This is a genomic window from Streptomyces sp. NPDC104106 (assembly GCF_055584345.1).
The window spans coordinates 335,770-352,803 of the sequence record NZ_JBVJMF010000008.1 but is presented as its reverse complement, the minus strand read 5'-3'; the positions used below and the strand labels follow the sequence as shown (position 1 = coordinate 352,803).

Below are 17,034 nucleotides of genomic sequence, written 5' to 3'. Positions count from 1 at the left end.
GGGCGGCGGTCAGTTCGCCGGCGGGTCGTCGTGCAGGATCCGCTGGTACAGCCGGTGGTCCCGCCAGGCTCCGTTGATGTGCAGGTAGCGCGGGGCCGTGCCGATCGGCTCGAAACCGTTCTTCTCCAGCACGCGCTGCGACGCGGCGTTGTCGAGGAGCGTGCCGGCCTCGATGCGGTGCAGGCCGACGATGTCGCGGGCCGCGCGGCAGACGCTCGCCACCGCCGCGCCGGCCAGCCCCCGGTTCCTGCGGCCGGCGGCCACCCAGTAGCCCAGGGACGCGCTGCGGAAGGGCCCGAAGACCACTCCGGAGAGTGTGACCGTGCCGATGAGCGAGCCGTCGCTCTCCAGCACCCAGGGCACGGCTCGCCGTTCCGTGTACGCCATCAGCCGCTCGGCGATGCGCTCCGCCTGCCCCGCCACGGTGAAGAAGCTCTCCGGGCGGTGCGGCTCCCACGGCGCCAGGTACTCCCGGTTCGCCACGTACGCGGCGTGCAGCGCGTCCGCGTCGTCGGTGGAGACGAGCCGCATCACGACGCCGTCCGGCAGCACGTCAGGAGGAATGACCACGCGGGCACCCTAACCCCCGCACCCCCTCCCCGGAATCACGGCAGCACCCGCAGGAGCAGCACACACCGCCCCGGCACCGTGATCTCCGCCCCCGCCGGACGCACCGTGCCCGGCGGCTCCGCCTGCTCCTCCCGGGCGGTGTCCACCAGCACCTCGTACCGCTGCGCCCACGGCGGCCCCGGCAGCACGAACCCCGTCGGGTGCTCGCCCGCGTGCAGCACCACCAGGAAGCTGTCGTCCACGACCGGCGCGCCCCGCTCGTCCCGGCCCGGGATGTCCCGGCCGGAGAGGTACATGCCGAGCGCGGCCGCGGGGGCGTACCAGTCGGGCTCGGTCATCTCCGTGCCCCGCGGGGTGAACCAGGCCAGGTCGCGCAGCCCGTCCGCCGAGTGCGCCCGGCCCGAGAAGAAGGCGCGCCGGCGCAGCACCGGGTGCCGGTGGCGCAGGGCGATCAGGCGGGAGGTGAGGTCGCGCAGCGCCCGCCAGCCCGGCTCCGCGAGCAGTGACCAGTCCAGCCAGCCGACCTCGTTGTCCTGGCAGTAGGCGTTGTTGTTGCCGCCCTGCGTACGGCCGAACTCGTCACCGGCCACCAGCATGGGCACGCCGGTGGACAGCAGCAGCGTGGTCAGCAGATTGCGCAGCTGGCGGCGGCGCAGGGCGAGGACCGCCTCGTCCCGCGTCTCGCCCTCGGCGCCGCAGTTCCAGGAGCGGTTGTCGTCGGTGCCGTCCCGGTTGCCCTCGCCGTTGGCCTCGTTGTGCTTGCGGTCGTACGACACGAGGTCGCGCAGCGTGAAACCGTCGTGCGCGGTGACGAAGTTGACCGAGGCGTAGGGGCGCCGGCCGCCCCAGGCGTACAGGTCGCTGGAGCCGGACAGGCGGTAGCCCATCTCGCGGACGTCGGGCAGGGCGTGCCGCCAGAAATCCCGGACGGCATTGCGGTACCGGTCGTTCCACTCGGTCCACAGCGGCGGGAAGGCACCGACCTGGTAGCCGCCCGAGCCGATGTCCCACGGCTCGGCGATCAGCTTGACGCGGCGCAGGACCGGGTCCTGGGCGATGACCGCCAGGAACGGGGAGAGCATGTCGACGTCGTGCATCGAGCGGGCCAGCGCCGCCGCGAGGTCGAAGCGGAAGCCGTCGACGCCCATCTCGGTCACCCAGTAGCGCAGCGAGTCGGTGATCAGGCGGAGCACCTGGGGCTGGACGACGTGCAGGGTGTTGCCGCAGCCGGTGTAGTCGGCGTAGCGGCGGGCGTCGTCCTGGAGGCGGTAGTAGCCGCGGTTGTCGATGCCCTTCAGGGACAGCGTCGGCCCCAGCTCGCCCGCCTCGGCGGTGTGGTTGTAGACCACGTCGAGGATCACCTCGATGCCGGCCGCGTGCAGCGCGCGCACCATCCGCTTGAACTCGCCGACCTGCTGGCCCGTCGTCCCCGTGGCCGCGTACCCGGCGTGCGGGGCGAAGTAGCCGATGGAGTTGTAGCCCCAGTAGTTCGTCAGGCCCCGGCGCAGCAGGTGGTCCTCGTGGGCGAACTGGTGCACCGGGAGCAGCTCCACGGCCGTCACGCCCAGTGCGACCAGGTGCTCGATCGCGGCCGGGTGCGCGAGCCCGGCGTAGGTGCCGCGCAGCTCCCCCGGAATCCCGGGGTGCAGCCGGGTGAAGCCGCGGACGTGCAGCTCGTACAGGACGGAGTCGGCCCACGGGGTCTTCGGCCGCCGGTCGTCCTCCCAGTCGTCGTCATCGTCGACGACGACGCCCTTCGGCACGTACGGCGCCGAGTCCCGCTCGTCGCGCACGGTGTCGGCCACGCGCTGGTCGGGCCAGTCCCGCACGTGCCCGTACACCTCCGGCGGCAGCGCGAACTGCCCGTCAACGGCACGGGCGTACGGGTCCAGCAGCAGCTTGGCCGGGTTCCAGCGGGCGCCGGTCCACGGATCCCAGCGGCCGTCCACCCGGTAGCCGTAGCGCTGGCCCGGCATCACGCCCGGCACGAAGCCGTGCCAGATCTCGTGCGTCAGTTCGGTCAGCCGGATCTGCGTCTCCCGGCCGCCCTCGTCGAACAGGCACACCCGCACCGCCTCCGCCCCGCCGGCCCACAGCGCGAAGTTGGTGCCCGCGACCCCGTCCGGGCCGACCCGGAAGCGGGCCCCCAGCGGGGTCGGCGCGCCCGGCCAGACCATCGGGGCCGGCGCCGCGGGGTGCCGGACGCCGTTCACCACGGCCGGCTGCTGCCCGGTCCCGGCGGCCGGCTGCCCGGCCGGTGCCCGCTGTTCGGCTGCGCTCGTCACCTTCTCGGCCCCTCTTTCAGCGCGGGGGCGACGCAGACCGCCGTACCGGAGAGCAGCACGCTCCGCCCCGCGGTACGGCCGCGCCCCTTCGTACGGCTCGGAACCGGGCGCGGCTGCTCCCCGATGTGTCGTCCTTCCCTCTGTTCTGCCCAGTGCGTGCCTCGCACTCACGTTTCCCCCGGGCGGGCTGGGTCGTTGGGCCCCGTGTGAGGCACGTACGAGGACGCGCACGGCGCGCGTGGGCCGCGCTGGCCGCGGTACTGACAGGGGCGGCACTGCTGGCGGGCTGCTCCGCGGGCTCGGGCCCGCTCGGGCCAGGCGGGGTGTTCGGCGATCCCCCGGCACCGCGGGACGTCGTCCACGTCAGCCCCGACGACGACAGCGTCGGGGTCCGCCCCGGCGAGCGGCTGCGCGTGCGGGTGCCGGACGGGCGGCTGGAGAGGGTGAGCGTCGTCCGGTCGCAGGACGCGCGGGACGCGCCGGTGCCCGGCCGGATCAGCGCCGACGGCCGGACCTGGCGGCCCGACGACGACCGGCTCGCGCTCGCCGCGAAGTACACCGTCGACGTGGTCGCGCGGGACGCCGACGGACGCCGCACCGCCCGGCACACCACCTTCACCACCCTCGTACCCGACCAGCGGTTCATCGCCTACGTCACCCCCGGGAACCGGGCCGTCGTCGGCACCGGGATGATCGTCTCCCTCACCTTCAGCCGGGAGATCGGCGACCGCGCCGCCGTCGAACGCGCCGTCCGCGTCGATGCGCGGCCGCCCGTCGAGATCCGGCCGCACTGGTTCGGCGCGCGGCGCCTGGACTTCCGCCCCGAGCAGTACTGGAAGCCCGGCACCGAGGTCACCGTCGACCTGAACCTGCGCGATGTCCGGGCGGCGCCCGGCGTCTACGGACTGCAGCGCAAGACGTTCGCCTTCACCGTCGGCCGCAGCCAGGTCTCTCTGGTGGACGCGGCGGCCCACACCATGCAGGTGCGGCGCGACGGCCGCCTGCTCGCCATCGTGCCGATCACCGCCGGCTCCCCGGAGCACCCGACGTACAACGGGAAGATGGTGGTGATGGACATGCAGGAGGTCACCCGGATGAACAGCCGCACGGTCGGTTTCGGCGGCGAGTACGACATCCCCGACGTCCCGCACGCCATGAAGCTCACCTACTCCGGCACGTATCTCCACGGCAACTTCTGGGCGCCGTCCGCCCCCGGGCACCTCAACGTCAGCCACGGCTGTGTGGGGCTCAGGGACGTCAGGGGCGGCGGTTCGGGCACGCCCGCGGGCTGGTTCTTCGACCGCAGCCTCGTCGGTGACGTGGTGCAGGTCGTGCGCAGTGAGGACCGCACGGTCGCCCCGGACAACGGCCTCGGGGGGTGGAACATGGGCTGGCGGGCGTGGAAGGCGGGCGGCGCGGTGAGGACAACCGGGTGAGGGGCCGGCGGTCGCGGGCGGGGCGCGGGCGGAAGTTGCGACGGAACGGTGACATTCGCCTGACGCCCAGCTCAAAACCAGCCGGTTAATATGCGCGCACCAGTGTGGTGGGGAGCGGGTCTGACCAGGTCGGGTCCGGGGGAGGGGAGAGCGACGTGAACGTGCGGCCGATATCGGGGGCGTCGGGACGACGAGGCCGTGTCAGGACGGGGCCGGCGCTGATATCCGGCGCCCTGATGCTGGCGCTCGCGGCGTGCGGCGGGGGCGGCGGCAAGGGCGCGGGGGCGGCCGGCAAGGGTTCCAGCACCCAGCAGGGCAAGCAGCAGTCCGTGGCCACGGTCACCATCTCGCCCAAGTCCGGTGCCACGGGCGTCGACACGAGCGGCGCGCTCAAGGTCGACGCCGCCAGGGGCAAGCTGACCGAGGTCACCGTCAAGGACGCCAAGGGCCGGGCGGTCGACGGCACGATCACCGGCGGGGGCGCCTCCTGGACGCCGTCCGCCCATCTGGCCGCCGCCACGAAGTACACGGTGCACGCGGTCGCGAAGGACTCCGAGGGCCGCGAGAGCGCCGAGGACTCCACCTTCACCACCCTCACCCCGAAGAACACCTTCCTCGGCTACTTCACCCCCGAGGACGGCTCCACCGTCGGCGTGGGCATGCCGTTCTCCCTCGACTTCACCCGGGGCATCACGAACCCGAAGGCCGTCGAGAAGGCGATCAGGATCACGACGCAGCCGGCGGTCGACGTCGAGGGCCACTGGTTCGGCAACGACCGCCTCGACTTCCGCCCCGAGAAGTACTGGAAGGAAGGCACCAAGGTCACCGTCGACCTCAACCTCGACGGCGTGGAGGGACGTTCCGGCGTCTACGGCACGCAGACCAAGACCGTGAAGTTCACCATCGGGCGCAACCAGGTCTCCTACGTGGACGCCAGGAAGCACACGATGAGGATCACCCAGGACGGCAAGGTCATCAAGACCCTCCCGGTCACCACCGGCAAGCCCGGCTACGACACCTGGAACGGCCAGATGGTCATCAGCGAGAAGCTCGCGGTGACCCGGATGAACGGCGAGACGGTCGGCTACGGCGGCGAGTACGACATCAAGGACGTCCCGCACGCCATGCGCCTGACCACCTCCGGCACCTTCATCCACGGCAACTACTGGGGCGGCGACGCCTTCGGCAACTACAACGCCAGCCACGGCTGCGTCGGCCTGGAGGACGTCCGCGGCGGCTACGACGGCTCGGTCCCGGCGGCCTGGTTCTTCAACCACTCCCTGATCGGCGACGTGGTCGTCGTGCAGCACTCCGACGACCGCACCGTGGACCCGTCCAACGGGCTCAACGGCTGGAACATGTCGTGGGCTGACTGGACGAGGTGACCTCGCCCGACGGACGGGCCCGGTGCTGTGACGGACGGCACCGGGCCCGTCCGCGTTAGTGCCCGTTAACCTGCCTCCATGACCGTGAATCTCGAAGTCGCCGAAGGCGTCGGCACCCTGCGCCTCGACCGTCCGCCGATGAACGCGCTGGACATGGCCACCCAGGACCGGCTGAAGGAACTCGCCGAGGAGGTCACGCGCCGCGACGACGTGCGCGCCGTGGTGATCTACGGCGGCGAGCGGGTGTTCGCGGCGGGCGCGGACATCAAGGAGATGCAGGACATGGATCACACGGCGATGATCCTGCGCGCCCGCGCCCTGCAGGACGCCTTCACGGCCGTGGCCCGCATCCCCAAGCCCGTCGTCGCGGCCGTCACCGGCTACGCCCTCGGCGGCGGCTGCGAACTCGCCCTGTGCGCGGACTTCCGCATTGCCGCCGACAACGCCAAGCTCGGCCAGCCCGAGATCCTGCTCGGCCTGATCCCGGGAGCCGGCGGCACCCAGCGGCTGCCCCGGCTGATCGGCCCCTCCAAGGCCAAGGACCTCATCTTCACGGGCCGTCAGGTCAAGGCCGACGAGGCCCTCGCCATCGGCCTGGTGGACCGGGTCGTCCCGGCCGCCGAGGTGTACGAGCAGGCGCGAAGCTGGGCCGCGAGGCTCGCCCAGGGGCCGGCGATCGCCCTGCGCGCGGCGAAGGAGTCGGTGGACACCGGCCTGGAGACGGACATCGACACCGGGCTCGCCGTGGAGCGGAACTGGTTCGCGGGCCTGTTCGCCACCGAGGACCGCGAGACGGGCATGCGCAGCTTCGTGGAGGAGGGTCCCGGCAAGGCCACCTTCCGCTGAGCGTCAGCGGTGTGACGTTCGGCGCAACTCCCGCCGTGCCGCTTGCACTTGACGTGCCGTCTCATTCAGGTCCCTCGTTGGGGCGGTTTATGGGAGCCTTAAGGCGACCTTAAGCCTGCGCCGTCGAGGGAGCCTGACGATTGCCCGCAAGCGAGCCGCCCGCGCAGGTCAGCCGGGTCGACGAGGGCCATGGCATGCCCAGGGCATATGCCGAGCGCACGGGAGGAAAGGGGGGCGTGCGGGGGGCGCATTCCTCCGGAACGGCCCCCAAGGCGCTGCCGGACGGCCATCATGGGGGCATGGCGGGGCTGGAGGGCATCGAACAGCCGCGGGGACACAGCCGTGCGGCCGCGGCGCGCTGGTCGCCCGGGGTCGAGGACGAGCAGGCGCTCAAGGTGCTCGAACTGTACGGCGACCCGGCAGCGACAGAGGTGCCGCTGCCGTCCCGCCCGGAGTCCGCCGCCGCTGCCCGCCGGCTCACCCAGGTCGTCGTCCTGCGCACCTGGCGGCTGACGCCCAAGCTCACCGAGGACGCCGTCTTACTCGTGTCGGAGCTGGTCGGCAATGCCGTACGGCACACCGGCGCCCGGGTGTTCGGCCTCAGGATGCGCCGCCGCCCCGGCTGGATCCGGGTGGAGGTCCGCGATCCCTCGCGCGGGCTGCCCTGTCTGATGCCGGTCCAGGAGCTGGACGTCAGCGGCCGGGGCCTGTTCCTGGTGGACAAGCTCTCCGACCGGTGGGGCGTGGATCTGCTGCCGCGCGGCAAGACCACGTGGTTCGAGATGCGGGTTTCCGACCGCTAGCGATCGTCTTGCGCTCTGGTGGCCGCGACCCGAAATCGTCCGTCAATCGGGCTAATCGGCGCTTTTCTTACCCGCCCGCTCTTAAATGGTGCGGGTGACCACGACCAACCGACGCGGGGTGCTGCGTGCGGGCGCCGGACTCGTCGCCGGCGGCGCGCTCGCCGCCGGTTGCGGTGCGGGCAAGGCCGCGCCCAGCGACCCGCACGCCGAGTCCCCTTCCGCCTCCCCGTCCACCGCCCACCCCTCGGCCTCCGCCCAGGCGGCCCCCGCCCCCCGCGCCTACCCCGGGCTGCCCGCCCAGATCACCCACGGCCCGCGCACCCGGCCCCAGATCGCCCTCACCTTCCACGGCCAGGGCGATCCGGGCATCGCCCACTCCCTGCTGAGTACCGCGGAGAAGGCCGGCGCCCGCCTCACCGTGCTCGCCGTCGGCACCTGGCTGGACGAGCACCCCGACGTCGCCCGCCGGATCCTCGACGGCGGCCACGACCTCGGCAACCACACCCAGCGGCACATCTCCATCAACGAGATGGCCGAGCAGGACGCCCGCAGGGAGATCACCGACTGCGCGGACCGGCTGAGGCGGCTCACCGGATCCATCGGCACCTGGTTCCGTCCCTCCCGCTCGCCCACCGCCTCCCCGCTGGTGGCCCGGCTCGCCCGCGAGACCGGCTATCCGCACGTGCTGTCGTACGACGTCGACTCGCTCGACTACACCCGCCCCGGCGCCGCCGCCGTCACCCGCAAGGTTCTCGCCGACGTGCGACACGGGTCGGTGGTGAGCATGCACTTCGGGTACCCGGACACCGTCGCCGCCCTGCCCGACGTCCTCCACGAACTCGGCCGCCGCGGACTGCGCGCGGTCACCACCACGGAGCTGCTGAGCTGATGCGAACCACGAAAGCCGCCCGGTTGCTGGCCGCCGGTGCCGCCCTGACCTCCCTGACCCTGCTGTCCGCGTGCAGTTCCGGCTCCTCGAAGGGCGAGAACGAGGCCCTCGGCAGCAAGGCGCCCGCCCCGCCGCAGGTGAACCAGAAGCGGGTGGACGTACTGCCCGGGATGCCCCCGGTCGACAACCCGGACGACCTCTACGCCGCCGACCGCCCCGGCCGGCTCTCGCCGGTCGTCAAGGACTTCCCCTCGCGGGTGTACGTCCCCAACACCAACTCCAACACGGTCTCCGTCATCGACCCCGAGACGTACAAGGTCATCGACACGATCCCGGTCGGCCGCCAGCCCCAGCACGTCGTGCCCTCCTGGGACCTGAAGACGCTCTGGGTCAACAACGACCTCGGCAACAGCCTCACCCCGATCGACCCGAGGACCGGCAAGGCCGGCAAGGCGGTCGCGGTGCACGACCCGTACAACCTGTACTTCACGCCCGACGGCAAGTACGCCGTCGTCATGGCCTCCATGGACCGCCAGCTGGTCTTCCGCGACGCGCACACCATGAAGGTCGTCAAGTCGGTGCCGGCCAACTGCTACGGCGTCAACCACGCCGACTTCTCCCCGGACGGCCGTTACTTCATCGTCTCCTGCGAGTTCAGCGGCGAGCTGCTCAAGGTCGACACCGCGCGGATGAAGGTCGTCGACCAGCAGAAGCTGCCCCAGCACGGCGCGATGCCGCAGGACGTCAAGATCTCCCCGGACGGCAAGCTGTTCTACATCGCCGACATGGTGGCCAACGGCCTGTGGATCCTCGACGGCGACACGTTCGACAAGCCCCGCTTCCTCTACACGGGCAAGGGCGCCCACGGCCTCTACATCAGCCGTGACTCCCGCGAGATGTACATCTCCAACCGGGGCGAGGGCACGATCTCCGTCTTCGACTTCGCCCAGAACAAGCTCACCAAGAAGTGGCGGCTGCCCGGCGGCGGCAGCCCCGACATGGGCGGTGTGTCGGCCGACGGCAAGGTGCTGTGGCTGTCCGGCCGCTACAACTCCGAGGTGTACGCGATCGACACGCAGAGCGGCAAGGAGCTGGCCCGCATCAAGGTCGGCAGCGGACCGCACGGCCTCGCCGTCTACCCCCAGCCCGGCCGCTACTCGCTCGGCCACACGGGCATCTTCCGGTGAAGCAGCACCTCTGAGCCCACCGCACGGTAACCGGCCGCCTGGAACGCCCGCAGACTGCGGGCGTTCCCCGGTGCGATCTGCGCCCACAGCGGCTCCCTGACCAGATGCCGGGCCGCCGACGCCAGCAGCCGCCCGAGGCCCCGCTGCCGTGCGGGCTCCTCCACCTCGACCGAGACCTCCAGCCGCCCGGCGACCCCGCGTCCGAGGACCAGCACCCCGCCCGCGGCCGACCAGGCGCGCACCTCGTCCCGCCGGCCCCGGGCGTAGGCGATGCGGGAGTGCCCGGCGCCCTCGGCCTCCGTCAGCGCCAGCGGCGGTCCGCCGGACGCCGGGGCGGCCACCAGCACCGCGTCGATCGTCTCCGCCCGGCGCCCGGTCCGGTCCATGAGGGCGGTCAGGAAGCGCGGGTTCATCGTCGCGGCCAGCTCGTCGCAGTCGAGACCGCGCAGGGTGTCGTGGACCCAGGCGGGGTCCTCGTCCGTGAAGACGACCGAGTGGGCGGTGAAGGACAGCACCCCCGCGTCCCGGGCCGAGGGCTGTGCCACGACCGTCGTCCGGCCGTCCGCCGGCGGAAAGACGCCGGCCGCCGCCGCGTCCAGAACGTCCCGCAAGGTCACGTGCCCGCTCCGCTCCTTGAGTCTCCACCCGCTGGAAGGCCCAGACTCCCAGACATGACCGACGACGGCACCGCACTTCTCACCATCGGCGATCTGGCCCGGGCCACCGGACTGACCGTGCGCACCATCCGCTACTGGTCCGACGCGGGCGTGCTGACCCCGGTGACCCGCTCCGCGGGCGGCTACCGGCTGTACGACACCGCCTGCGCCGCCCGCCTGGAGCTGATCCGCACCCTGCGCGAGCTGGGGCTCGGCCTGGCGGACGTACGGAGGGTGCTGGCCGGGGAGCGCACGGTGGCCGAGGTCGCGGCCACGCACGTCGCGGCCCTGGACGCCCAGATCAGGGCGCTGAAGGTGACGCGGGCGGTGCTGTCGAGCGTGGCCCGGCGAGGATCCACTGCAGAGGAGATGACCCTGATGAACAAGCTGGCGCGACTTTCGGCCGCCGAACGGCAGCGCATCATGGAGGAGTTCGTGGCCGAGACCCTGCACGGGCTCGACACGGTGGACCCCGACATCCAGGAGCGGATGCGGCGCAGCGCCGTCGAGCTGGCGGAGAACCCGACCTCCGAACAGGTGGACGCCTGGGTGGAGCTGGCGGAGATGGTGCAGGACCCGGAGTTCCGGGGGCAGATGCGCCGGGCGTTCGAGTTCAACGCGGCCGACCGGCGGCCCGGGGCGCCGCGCGGGCAGTCGTCGTGGTTCGCCAAGCGGCTGGTGGAGCTGGTGGCCCCGGTGCGTGAGCGCGGCGTCGAGCCCACCGCGCCGGAGGCCGCCCGGGTGCTGGACGACCTCTTCGGCGACACCGACCGGGCCGCCGTACTGGAACGGCTGACGGCCGGCTTCAACGAGCGCGTCGCCCGCTACCGGGAACTGGTCGCCCTCGTCAACGGCACCCCCGCGCCGCGGGACGCCGGGGACTTCGCCTGGGTGGTCGCCGCACTCCGCGCGCGTGCGGGCCGTTAATCTGACCAGCGTCAGTACGCCAGCACGGCATCAGAAACACGAGCAAAAGGGGCGGATCGGTGGCGGACATCGAGGAAGCACGCAAGCAGTTCGAACGGATCGACGCGAACGGAGACGGATTCATCACCGCTGCCGAGTTCACGTCCGCGCTGGCCCAGGGCGGTGACTGGAACGTCACCGAGTCGGTCGCGGAGTCCATCATCAAGCAGCGCGACCTCAACGGCGACAAGGTGCTGTCGTTCGACGAGTTCTGGGCGTACCTGAACAAGTGACGCACCCGGGGGCGCCGCCGGCCGGACGAGCCGGGGCGCCCCCCGCGGCGTGCCGCTACGGGGTCCGCCGGATCCGCACGGTCCAGCGGCCCTCGTCGCGCCGCAGCGTCAGCGGCAGGTCGAAGCACTTGCCGACCTGGTCGCCGGTGAGGACCTCCTCGACCGGCCCCGAGGCCAGCACCCGCCCCTCGCGCAGCAGCACCGCGTGCGTGGTGCCCGCCGGCAGCTCCTCCAGATGGTGGGTGACGAGGACGGTCGCCAGCCGCGGACGGGCCGCGCGCAGCTCCTCCAGCGCCTCGATCAACCGCTCCCGGCCGGGCAGGTCCAGGCCGGTCGCGGGCTCGTCCAGGAGCAGCAGCCGCGGCTCGGGCATCAGCGCCCGCGCGATCAGGGTCCGGCCGCGCTGGCCCTGCGAGAGCGTCGGCCAGCGGGCGTCCCGCAGCGCCGCGAGCCCCAGCGCGGCCATCAGCGCCTCGGCCCGCTCGCGCTGCTCCGCGTCCGGCCGCCGGCGCGGGAGCGGCTCGACGGAGTTCGTCACGCCGGTCAGCACCACCTCCCGTACCGTCAGCGGCGAGGACAGCGGATGGCGCGGGTTCACATGCCCCACGTGCGCCCGCAGCTCCCGCAGATCGACCCGGCCGAGCCGGTGCCCGAGCACCTCCACCGTGCCCCGGGTCGGATGCGTCACCGCGCCGAGCAGCCCGAGCAGCGTGGACTTGCCCGCGCCGTTGGCCCCGAGCAGCGCCCAGTGCTCCCCGGCCCGTACGGCCAGCGACACCTCCTGGAGGATCGGCCGTCCGTCCCGGACAAGGTCGACGCCCTCCGCGCGCAGCACCTCGCTCACCGGGCCACCGCCCGGTTCACGGCGGACAGCACGGCCCGCACCGAGGCGGCGGGGCCGGAGGTGTCCCGGCCCGCGCCCCACAGGACCCGGCCGCCGACCCGGCACTCGGCGTAGGCGACGACCCCGCCGTCCCCGTCCGGCTGCTCCACCACGTCCCGTACCTGCACCGCGTACCCGGCGCCCGCGAGCGCGTCCGCGAGGGCCGTAAGCGGTGTGCCGCCGGTGCCGGCGCAACGGGCCCCGGTGGCGAGTGTGCCCGTGAACCGGTGCGCCCCGGAGTCCTCCCGATGCGCGGTCCAGGAGTCGAACCCGATCTCGCCGTCTGCCAGATAGGCGGTCCTGAACAGCTCGGACAGCTCCTTCGGGGTGGCTTCCCGGCCGCTGTCGTCCGTCGCCTCCTGCACGAGACGCGAGAACTCCGGCCGCATGCCCGGCGGCAGGTCCAGGCCCGCGTGCGTGCGCAGCAGATACGCCACCCCGCCCTTGCCGGACTGGGAGTTGACGCGGATCACCGCCTCGTAGGACCGCCCCACGTCGGCCGGGTCGACCGGCAGATACGGCACGGCCCACGGCGCCTGCCGCTCGGGCACTCCCAGCTCGGCCGCACGGCTGGCGTGTCGCGCGAGTCCCTTGCTGATCGCGTCCTGGTGGGTGCCGGAGAAGGCGGTGTGGACCAGGTCGCCGGCGTACGGGTGGCGCGGGTGGACGGGCAGCCGGTTGCACTCCTCGACCGTGCGCCGTACGGCGTCGATGTCGCCGAAGTCGACCATGGGGTCCACGCCCTGGGCGAACAGGTTGAGGGCGAGGGTCACCAGGTCGACGTTCCCGGTGCGCTCACCGTTGCCGAACAGGCAGCCCTCGACCCGCTGAGCACCGGCCAGGACGGCCAGTTCGGCGCAGGCGACGCCGGTGCCGCGGTCGTTGTGCGGGTGGACGGAGAGGATCACCGAGTCGCGGCGGGCGAGGTGGCGGTGCATGTACTCGATCTGGTCGGCGTACACGTTCGCAGTGGCGATCTCGACCGTGGCCGGGAGGTTGTGGGTGACCGGCCGGTCCGGGCTCGCGTCCCACAACCCGGTGAGTTCGTCGCACAGTTCGAGGACGAAGTCGGGCTCGGTCAGGTTGAAGGTCTCCGGGGAGAACTGGAACCGGACGCCCGGCGCGTCCCCGGCCCGCCGCGCCATCCGCTCGGCGGCCTCCCGCACCGTCCGCCGCACCGCGCCCCGGTCCCGGCCGAGTACGACGTCCCGCCACACCGGCGAGGTCGCGATGTACAGGTGGACCACGGCGCGCGGCAGCCCGGCGATCGACTCGAAGGTCCGGTCGATCAGATCGGCGCGGGCCGGGGTGAACACCACGGGCGTGACGTCGTCGGGCACGGCCCCGCCGGTGACCAGGTGCCGTACGAAGTCGAAGTCGGTGCGGCTGGCCGACGGATAGCCGACCTCGATCTCCTTGAAGCCCAGCGCCACCAGCAGGTCGAAGAAACGGCGCTTGCGCGGGGTGTCCATCGGTTCGGCCAGCGCCTGGTTGCCGTCGCGCAGGTCGACGGGGACCCACAGGGGCGCGCGCTCGAGCCGGGCGGACGGCCACCGCCGGTCGGTGCCGGGGACGGTCACCCGGTCCTGGTAGGGGCGGTAGCGGTGGTAGGGCATGGGGCTGGGGCGCTGGGGGTTCCAGACGGCCTGCATCGGTGGTCACTGCCTTCGGCTCGGTCGGACGGTGACCGGCAGCACGGCGTCCCGCGGCGGGGCGCCGGTCGCGTCAAACCCCGCCGCGGCAGCCGAGGAGAAGCAGACCGCAACGCGTCACGGCGGGTACGCTAGTCACACCTCAGCTCCTCAGACAAGTGAGAATGCTCCAGGACACTCCGCCCCTCGGGATCCTGATCACGACAAGTTGGTGAACCCCATGCCGCTCGGCGCCCTCCGCCCCAGCCCCCTGGTCGAGCAGGCCGCGGCCCGGCTGCGCGCCCAGATCGCCGCGGGCCACTGGCCGGTCGGCACCAAGCTGCCCGGCGAGACCACCCTCGCCAGGGAACTCGGCGTCGGCCGCTCCACCGTCCGCGAGGCGCTGCGCGCGCTCGCCGGCGCCGGGCTGGTGCGCCCGCGGCACGGCGCCGGGGTCTTCGTCATCGCCACCGAACCCGTCGAGGACTGGCCCACGCGGCTGCGCCGGGCCGCGGTCACGGACGTCTACGAGGTCCGCATGGGCGTCGAGGTCCAGGCAGCCCGCCTTGCCGCCGAGCGCCGCACCGCCGAGGACGTCACCGCGCTGCGCGCCGCGCTGGAGGGCCGACGGGCGGCGTCCGCCGGCGACGACGCCGGGTTCGTGGAGGCCGACATCGCCCTGCACACGGCCGTGGTCGCCGCCGCCCACAACCCGGTGCTGGCCGACCTGTTCACCGAGTTCGCCCCCGTCCTGCGCGAGGGCCTCGGCACCCTCCTGGACCTCACCCGGCTGCGCGAGGACGACCCCAACACCCACGACGCCACCCACGCGGCCCTCGTCGAGGCCATCGCGGAGGGCGACGCGGAGCGCGCGGCGGCGGTGCTGCTGGGCGAGCTGCAGGAGACGCTGGGGCTGTTGCGGGAGCGGCAGTAGCCGGGGCCGGCCGTGGAGGCCGCCCCGTCGCCACCCGGTACTCCCGTGTGAAGGCCATGGAATAGGGGCGGCGCCGAAGGGGTTGTCGGGGGTATCCGAAGTATGCGCATGCATGAAACGACCCGGAAGGCCTGGCATGAAGATCGGCATCATCGGCGCGGGCAACATCGGCGGCAACCTCACCCGGCGTCTGACCGCGCTCGGCCATGACGTCTCCGTGGCCAACTCCCGCGGCCCGGAGACGCTCAGGGAACTGGCCGAGGAGACCGGCGCGAGCGCGGTACGGGCCGAGGAGGCGGCCAAGGGCGCCGAGATCGTGGTCGTCACGGTCCCGCTGAAGGCGGTCCCGAGCCTTCCCTCCGGCCTGCTGGACGGCGCGGCGCGGGACGTGGCGGTGATCGACACCGGCAACTACTACCCGCAACAGCGCGACGGCCGTATCGCCGCCATCGAGGACGAGGGACTGACCGAGAGCCGCTGGACGGAGCAGCACCTCGGCCACCCCGTGGTCAAGGCGTTCAACGGCACCTACGCCCAGGACATCCTCGACCGCCACCGCCCCCAGGGCGCCCCCGACCGCATGGCCCTGCCGGTGGCCGGCGACGACGCGGCGGCCAAGGCGAAGGTCCGCGCCCTGATCGACGAACTCGGCTTCGACACGGTCGACGCGGGCGGCATCGACGACTCCTGGCGCCAGCAGCCGGACACCCCGGTCTACGGCCTGCGGGCCGGGGCCGAGGCGGTCGAGAAGGCCCTCGCGGAAGCCTCCCCGGAACGCCCGGCGGCCTTCCGGGGCTGACCCGGACGGGGGCCGGCGCCGGGGCCGGCGCTCCGGCGCCCGGCCCTCAGCCCGCGGCCCAGCTCCTCAGGTCCGCCAGGCCGGCGAAGTTCGCCACGTCCTTGTCGTGGGGTTCGCTGGTGTACTGGTGGAAGAGCCACTTCGCCTTGATGCGGGGCCGGCCCGCCGTGACGTAGTCGGCGATCCAGAGGCCGTCGCCCGCGTAGGACGTCGTGTCGACGTTCAACCAGAAGTCCCTGTTCGTGTAGAGCACGACCCGGTGGTGCGGCCGGAGCTGCTTCACCTTGCGGATGAACGTGTCCTTCTCGGCGTTGCTCGCCCGGGTGCCGTCGCCCGTGGTCTCCCAGTCGACGGCGAGGACGTCGCCCTCCCGGGAGGGGGCCGCGGTCACGAAGTACTCGGCCTGGGCGGTGAGGTCGCCGGGCCACAGGAAGTGGTAGAAGCCGACGACCAGTCCGGCGTCGCGGGCGGTCTTGGCCTGGGCGGAGGCGTGGGGGTTGGCGTACGTGCGGCCCTCCGTCGCCTTGATGAAGGCGAAGGAGAGGCCGCTCGTGTCGTACGAGGACGACTGGTACGCGCTGACATCGATGCCATGGAGCATGTGGGGACTCCTCGACGTGCCGGTGGGGGATAAGGAGTTGGCCTTGCTGGTTGAGTGATGCCCCACGATGGCACGCCCGATCCGCCCCGCGCGGGGGAAACGTCACCCCCCGTCGACCACCGAACTGAGTACCGACGCCGACTTCGCCGACCAGTCCGAGGTGATGATGCTCGCGTGGTCCCGGGCCAACAGCGCCAGCCGGGCCGCCACTTCGGCGTCCGTGGGGCTGGTCGAGGAGATCGCGGGGGACACGCCGGCGGCGTCCGGTGATCAGGAGGTAGTGGTTCGCGGCGTAGAACGACGTGTCGTAGCCATTGTTGACATACGTCGCCGCGTCGCCGTCGAAGAACACGAACCAGGGCCTGATCGAGGTGTCGGAGGTCCAGCGGCTCGCCCGGGGGTCGCCGTTCGCCGCGCCCAGCACCGTGGGGAAGGCCTCGGCCCGCGAGATGTTCCCGGCCGCGTACAGGTCGCGCAGGTGGTCGCCGTACTCCTGGTCCGTCCAGTAGTGGTCGAAGGGGTTCTTCATCTCCACGGTGCCGGGGATCACCTCGAAGAGGAACTTGCCCTTGAGGGCGTCCCGGCTCGGCCAGGCGTTCGCCTTCGCGGCCGAGTCCAGCGTCGAGTACCGCGAGCCCAGCAGGTCGGACGGCTTGTAGACGCTGCCGCCCAGCTTCTGGTCGATCAGGGTGTCGAACGCGTCCGGACCGAGCCCGGCGTCGTTGTTGAACCCCGCCTTCATCTCGATCTTGAAGGTGTTCGGCGGGTGGTCGGGGTGGAGCTGGTTCCAGGCCGCGATGTTGTCGAGGCAGCTGCCGAAGTCCTGGTTGCGGTTCTTGCTGTACAGCTCGGCCGGGGTCTTCGCGTCCTCGCAGTTGTTGTCGTCGCCGAGCGGGTTGCTGTGACTGACCCGCCAGCGCTTGCTCACGC

Annotated in this window: 18 protein-coding genes and 1 pseudogene; 11 read left to right on the top strand and 8 right to left on the bottom strand. The window is 72.4% G+C overall.

What is annotated here, in order from left to right; all coding sequences use genetic code 11:
• Positions 1–9: 9 nt before the first annotated feature.
• Together ACZ60X_RS21620 and glgX are read right to left on the bottom strand one after the other, a co-directional pair.
• Complete coding sequence (locus tag ACZ60X_RS21620; RefSeq protein WP_469600767.1) at positions 10–531, bottom strand: GNAT family N-acetyltransferase; 522 nt, start codon at positions 529–531, stop codon at positions 10–12.
• Between the two features lie 74 nt (positions 532–605).
• On the bottom strand, positions 606–2,855 hold the full coding sequence (glgX, locus tag ACZ60X_RS21615) for a glycogen debranching protein GlgX (protein WP_469600703.1): 2,250 nt from the start codon (positions 2,853–2,855) through the stop codon (positions 606–608).
• 206 nt (positions 2,856–3,061) lie between these two features.
• Between glgX and ACZ60X_RS21610 the strand changes: the two genes are divergently transcribed.
• The 6 genes from ACZ60X_RS21610 (at position 3,062) to ACZ60X_RS21585 (ending at position 9,401) form a co-directional block, all read left to right on the top strand.
• The gene (locus tag ACZ60X_RS21610; protein ID WP_469600700.1) at positions 3,062–4,291 is read left to right on the top strand and encodes a L,D-transpeptidase; all 1,230 of its coding nucleotides are present in this window, start codon (positions 3,062–3,064) and stop codon (positions 4,289–4,291) included.
• 155 nt (positions 4,292–4,446) lie between these two features.
• Positions 4,447–5,676, top strand: a complete 1,230-nt coding sequence (locus tag ACZ60X_RS21605) for a L,D-transpeptidase (protein ID WP_469600698.1) — start codon at positions 4,447–4,449, stop codon at positions 5,674–5,676.
• A 78-nt stretch (positions 5,677–5,754) separates the two neighbouring features.
• Positions 5,755–6,522, top strand: coding sequence for an enoyl-CoA hydratase/isomerase family protein (locus ACZ60X_RS21600; protein ID WP_469600695.1), 768 nt, complete (start codon positions 5,755–5,757; stop codon positions 6,520–6,522).
• Between the two features lie 194 nt (positions 6,523–6,716).
• Positions 6,717–7,325 carry an ATP-binding protein gene (locus ACZ60X_RS21595; RefSeq protein ID WP_469600764.1) on the top strand — a complete coding sequence of 203 codons (609 nt, stop codon included), beginning with the start codon at positions 6,717–6,719 and terminating at the stop codon, positions 7,323–7,325.
• 85 nt (positions 7,326–7,410) lie between these two features.
• Positions 7,411–8,214, top strand: coding sequence for a polysaccharide deacetylase family protein (locus tag ACZ60X_RS21590; protein ID WP_469600694.1), 804 nt, complete (start codon positions 7,411–7,413; stop codon positions 8,212–8,214).
• Positions 8,214–9,401 carry a YVTN family beta-propeller repeat protein gene (locus ACZ60X_RS21585; protein ID WP_469600691.1) on the top strand — a complete coding sequence of 396 codons (1,188 nt, stop codon included), beginning with the start codon at positions 8,214–8,216 and terminating at the stop codon, positions 9,399–9,401. Before ACZ60X_RS21590 ends, ACZ60X_RS21585 begins: the two co-directional genes overlap by 1 nt.
• Here the strand turns inward: ACZ60X_RS21585 and ACZ60X_RS21580 are convergent.
• Positions 9,368–10,018: a GNAT family N-acetyltransferase gene (locus ACZ60X_RS21580; RefSeq protein WP_469600690.1), complete on the bottom strand. Its 651-nt coding sequence runs from the start codon at positions 10,016–10,018 to the stop codon at positions 9,368–9,370. The two genes, ACZ60X_RS21585 and ACZ60X_RS21580, sit on opposite strands and share 34 nt — an antisense overlap.
• A gap of 54 nt (positions 10,019–10,072) precedes the next feature.
• On the opposite strand from ACZ60X_RS21580, the gene ACZ60X_RS21575 reads away from it, so the two are divergent.
• Together ACZ60X_RS21575 and ACZ60X_RS21570 are read left to right on the top strand one after the other, a co-directional pair.
• Positions 10,073–10,984, top strand: coding sequence for a helix-turn-helix domain-containing protein (locus ACZ60X_RS21575; RefSeq protein ID WP_469600688.1), 912 nt, complete (start codon positions 10,073–10,075; stop codon positions 10,982–10,984).
• A 59-nt stretch (positions 10,985–11,043) separates the two neighbouring features.
• A complete protein-coding gene (locus ACZ60X_RS21570; RefSeq protein ID WP_469600685.1) occupies positions 11,044–11,256 on the top strand; it encodes an EF-hand domain-containing protein in 213 nt (70 codons plus the stop codon).
• 55 nt (positions 11,257–11,311) lie between these two features.
• Here the strand turns inward: ACZ60X_RS21570 and ACZ60X_RS21565 are convergent, their stop codons facing one another.
• Positions 11,312–12,100: an ABC transporter ATP-binding protein gene (locus ACZ60X_RS21565; RefSeq protein ID WP_469600683.1), complete on the bottom strand. Its 789-nt coding sequence runs from the start codon at positions 12,098–12,100 to the stop codon at positions 11,312–11,314.
• Positions 12,097–13,791, bottom strand: coding sequence for a 2-isopropylmalate synthase (locus tag ACZ60X_RS21560; protein WP_469600680.1), 1,695 nt, complete (start codon positions 13,789–13,791; stop codon positions 12,097–12,099). The genes ACZ60X_RS21565 and ACZ60X_RS21560 overlap by 4 nt, the downstream gene beginning before the upstream one ends.
• A gap of 220 nt (positions 13,792–14,011) precedes the next feature.
• Here ACZ60X_RS21560 and ACZ60X_RS21555 point away from each other — a divergent pair, with 220 nt between their 5' ends.
• Together ACZ60X_RS21555 and ACZ60X_RS21550 are read left to right on the top strand one after the other, a co-directional pair.
• Complete coding sequence (locus tag ACZ60X_RS21555; protein ID WP_469600761.1) at positions 14,012–14,704, top strand: FadR/GntR family transcriptional regulator; 693 nt, start codon at positions 14,012–14,014, stop codon at positions 14,702–14,704.
• A gap of 136 nt (positions 14,705–14,840) precedes the next feature.
• A complete protein-coding gene (locus ACZ60X_RS21550) occupies positions 14,841–15,503 on the top strand; it encodes an NADPH-dependent F420 reductase (protein WP_469600679.1) in 663 nt (220 codons plus the stop codon).
• Between the two features lie 46 nt (positions 15,504–15,549).
• Here the strand turns inward: ACZ60X_RS21550 and ACZ60X_RS21545 are convergent, their stop codons facing one another.
• Positions 15,550–16,104, bottom strand: a complete 555-nt coding sequence (locus tag ACZ60X_RS21545) for a glycoside hydrolase family 25 protein (protein ID WP_469600678.1) — start codon at positions 16,102–16,104, stop codon at positions 15,550–15,552.
• 102 nt (positions 16,105–16,206) lie between these two features.
• Positions 16,207–16,356 carry a hypothetical protein gene (locus tag ACZ60X_RS21540; RefSeq protein ID WP_469600676.1) on the bottom strand — a complete coding sequence of 50 codons (150 nt, stop codon included), beginning with the start codon at positions 16,354–16,356 and terminating at the stop codon, positions 16,207–16,209.
• A gap of 65 nt (positions 16,357–16,421) precedes the next feature.
• On the opposite strand from ACZ60X_RS21540, the gene ACZ60X_RS21535 reads away from it, so the two are divergent.
• Positions 16,422–16,613 carry a hypothetical protein gene (locus ACZ60X_RS21535; protein WP_469600673.1) on the top strand — a complete coding sequence of 64 codons (192 nt, stop codon included), beginning with the start codon at positions 16,422–16,424 and terminating at the stop codon, positions 16,611–16,613.
• 98 nt (positions 16,614–16,711) lie between these two features.
• Here ACZ60X_RS21535 and ACZ60X_RS21530 read toward each other — a convergent pair.
• Positions 16,712–17,032 (bottom strand): annotated as a pseudogene (locus ACZ60X_RS21530) (hypothetical protein); the annotation flags it as partial.
• Positions 17,033–17,034 lie beyond the last annotated feature (2 nt).

Bases quoted from the DNA above. Each gene is read 5' to 3' on its own strand.
- ACZ60X_RS21545 (WP_469600678.1), bottom strand. From the start codon at position 16,104: ATGCTCCATGGCATCGATGTCAGCGCGTACCAGTCGTCCTCGTACGAC.
- ACZ60X_RS21600 (WP_469600695.1), top strand. From the start codon at position 5,755: ATGACCGTGAATCTCGAAGTCGCCGAAGGCGTCGGCACCCTGCGCCTC.
- ACZ60X_RS21560 (WP_469600680.1), bottom strand. From the start codon at position 13,791: ATGCAGGCCGTCTGGAACCCCCAGCGCCCCAGCCCCATGCCCTACCAC.
- ACZ60X_RS21595 (WP_469600764.1), top strand. From the start codon at position 6,717: ATGCCCAGGGCATATGCCGAGCGCACGGGAGGAAAGGGGGGCGTGCGG.
- ACZ60X_RS21550 (WP_469600679.1), top strand. From the start codon at position 14,841: ATGAAGATCGGCATCATCGGCGCGGGCAACATCGGCGGCAACCTCACC.
- ACZ60X_RS21585 (WP_469600691.1), top strand. From the start codon at position 8,214: ATGCGAACCACGAAAGCCGCCCGGTTGCTGGCCGCCGGTGCCGCCCTG.
- ACZ60X_RS21575 (WP_469600688.1), top strand. From the start codon at position 10,073: ATGACCGACGACGGCACCGCACTTCTCACCATCGGCGATCTGGCCCGG.
- ACZ60X_RS21620 (WP_469600767.1), bottom strand. From the start codon at position 531: ATGCGGCTCGTCTCCACCGACGACGCGGACGCGCTGCACGCCGCGTAC.
- ACZ60X_RS21590 (WP_469600694.1), top strand. From the start codon at position 7,411: ATGGTGCGGGTGACCACGACCAACCGACGCGGGGTGCTGCGTGCGGGC.
- ACZ60X_RS21555 (WP_469600761.1), top strand. From the start codon at position 14,012: ATGCCGCTCGGCGCCCTCCGCCCCAGCCCCCTGGTCGAGCAGGCCGCG.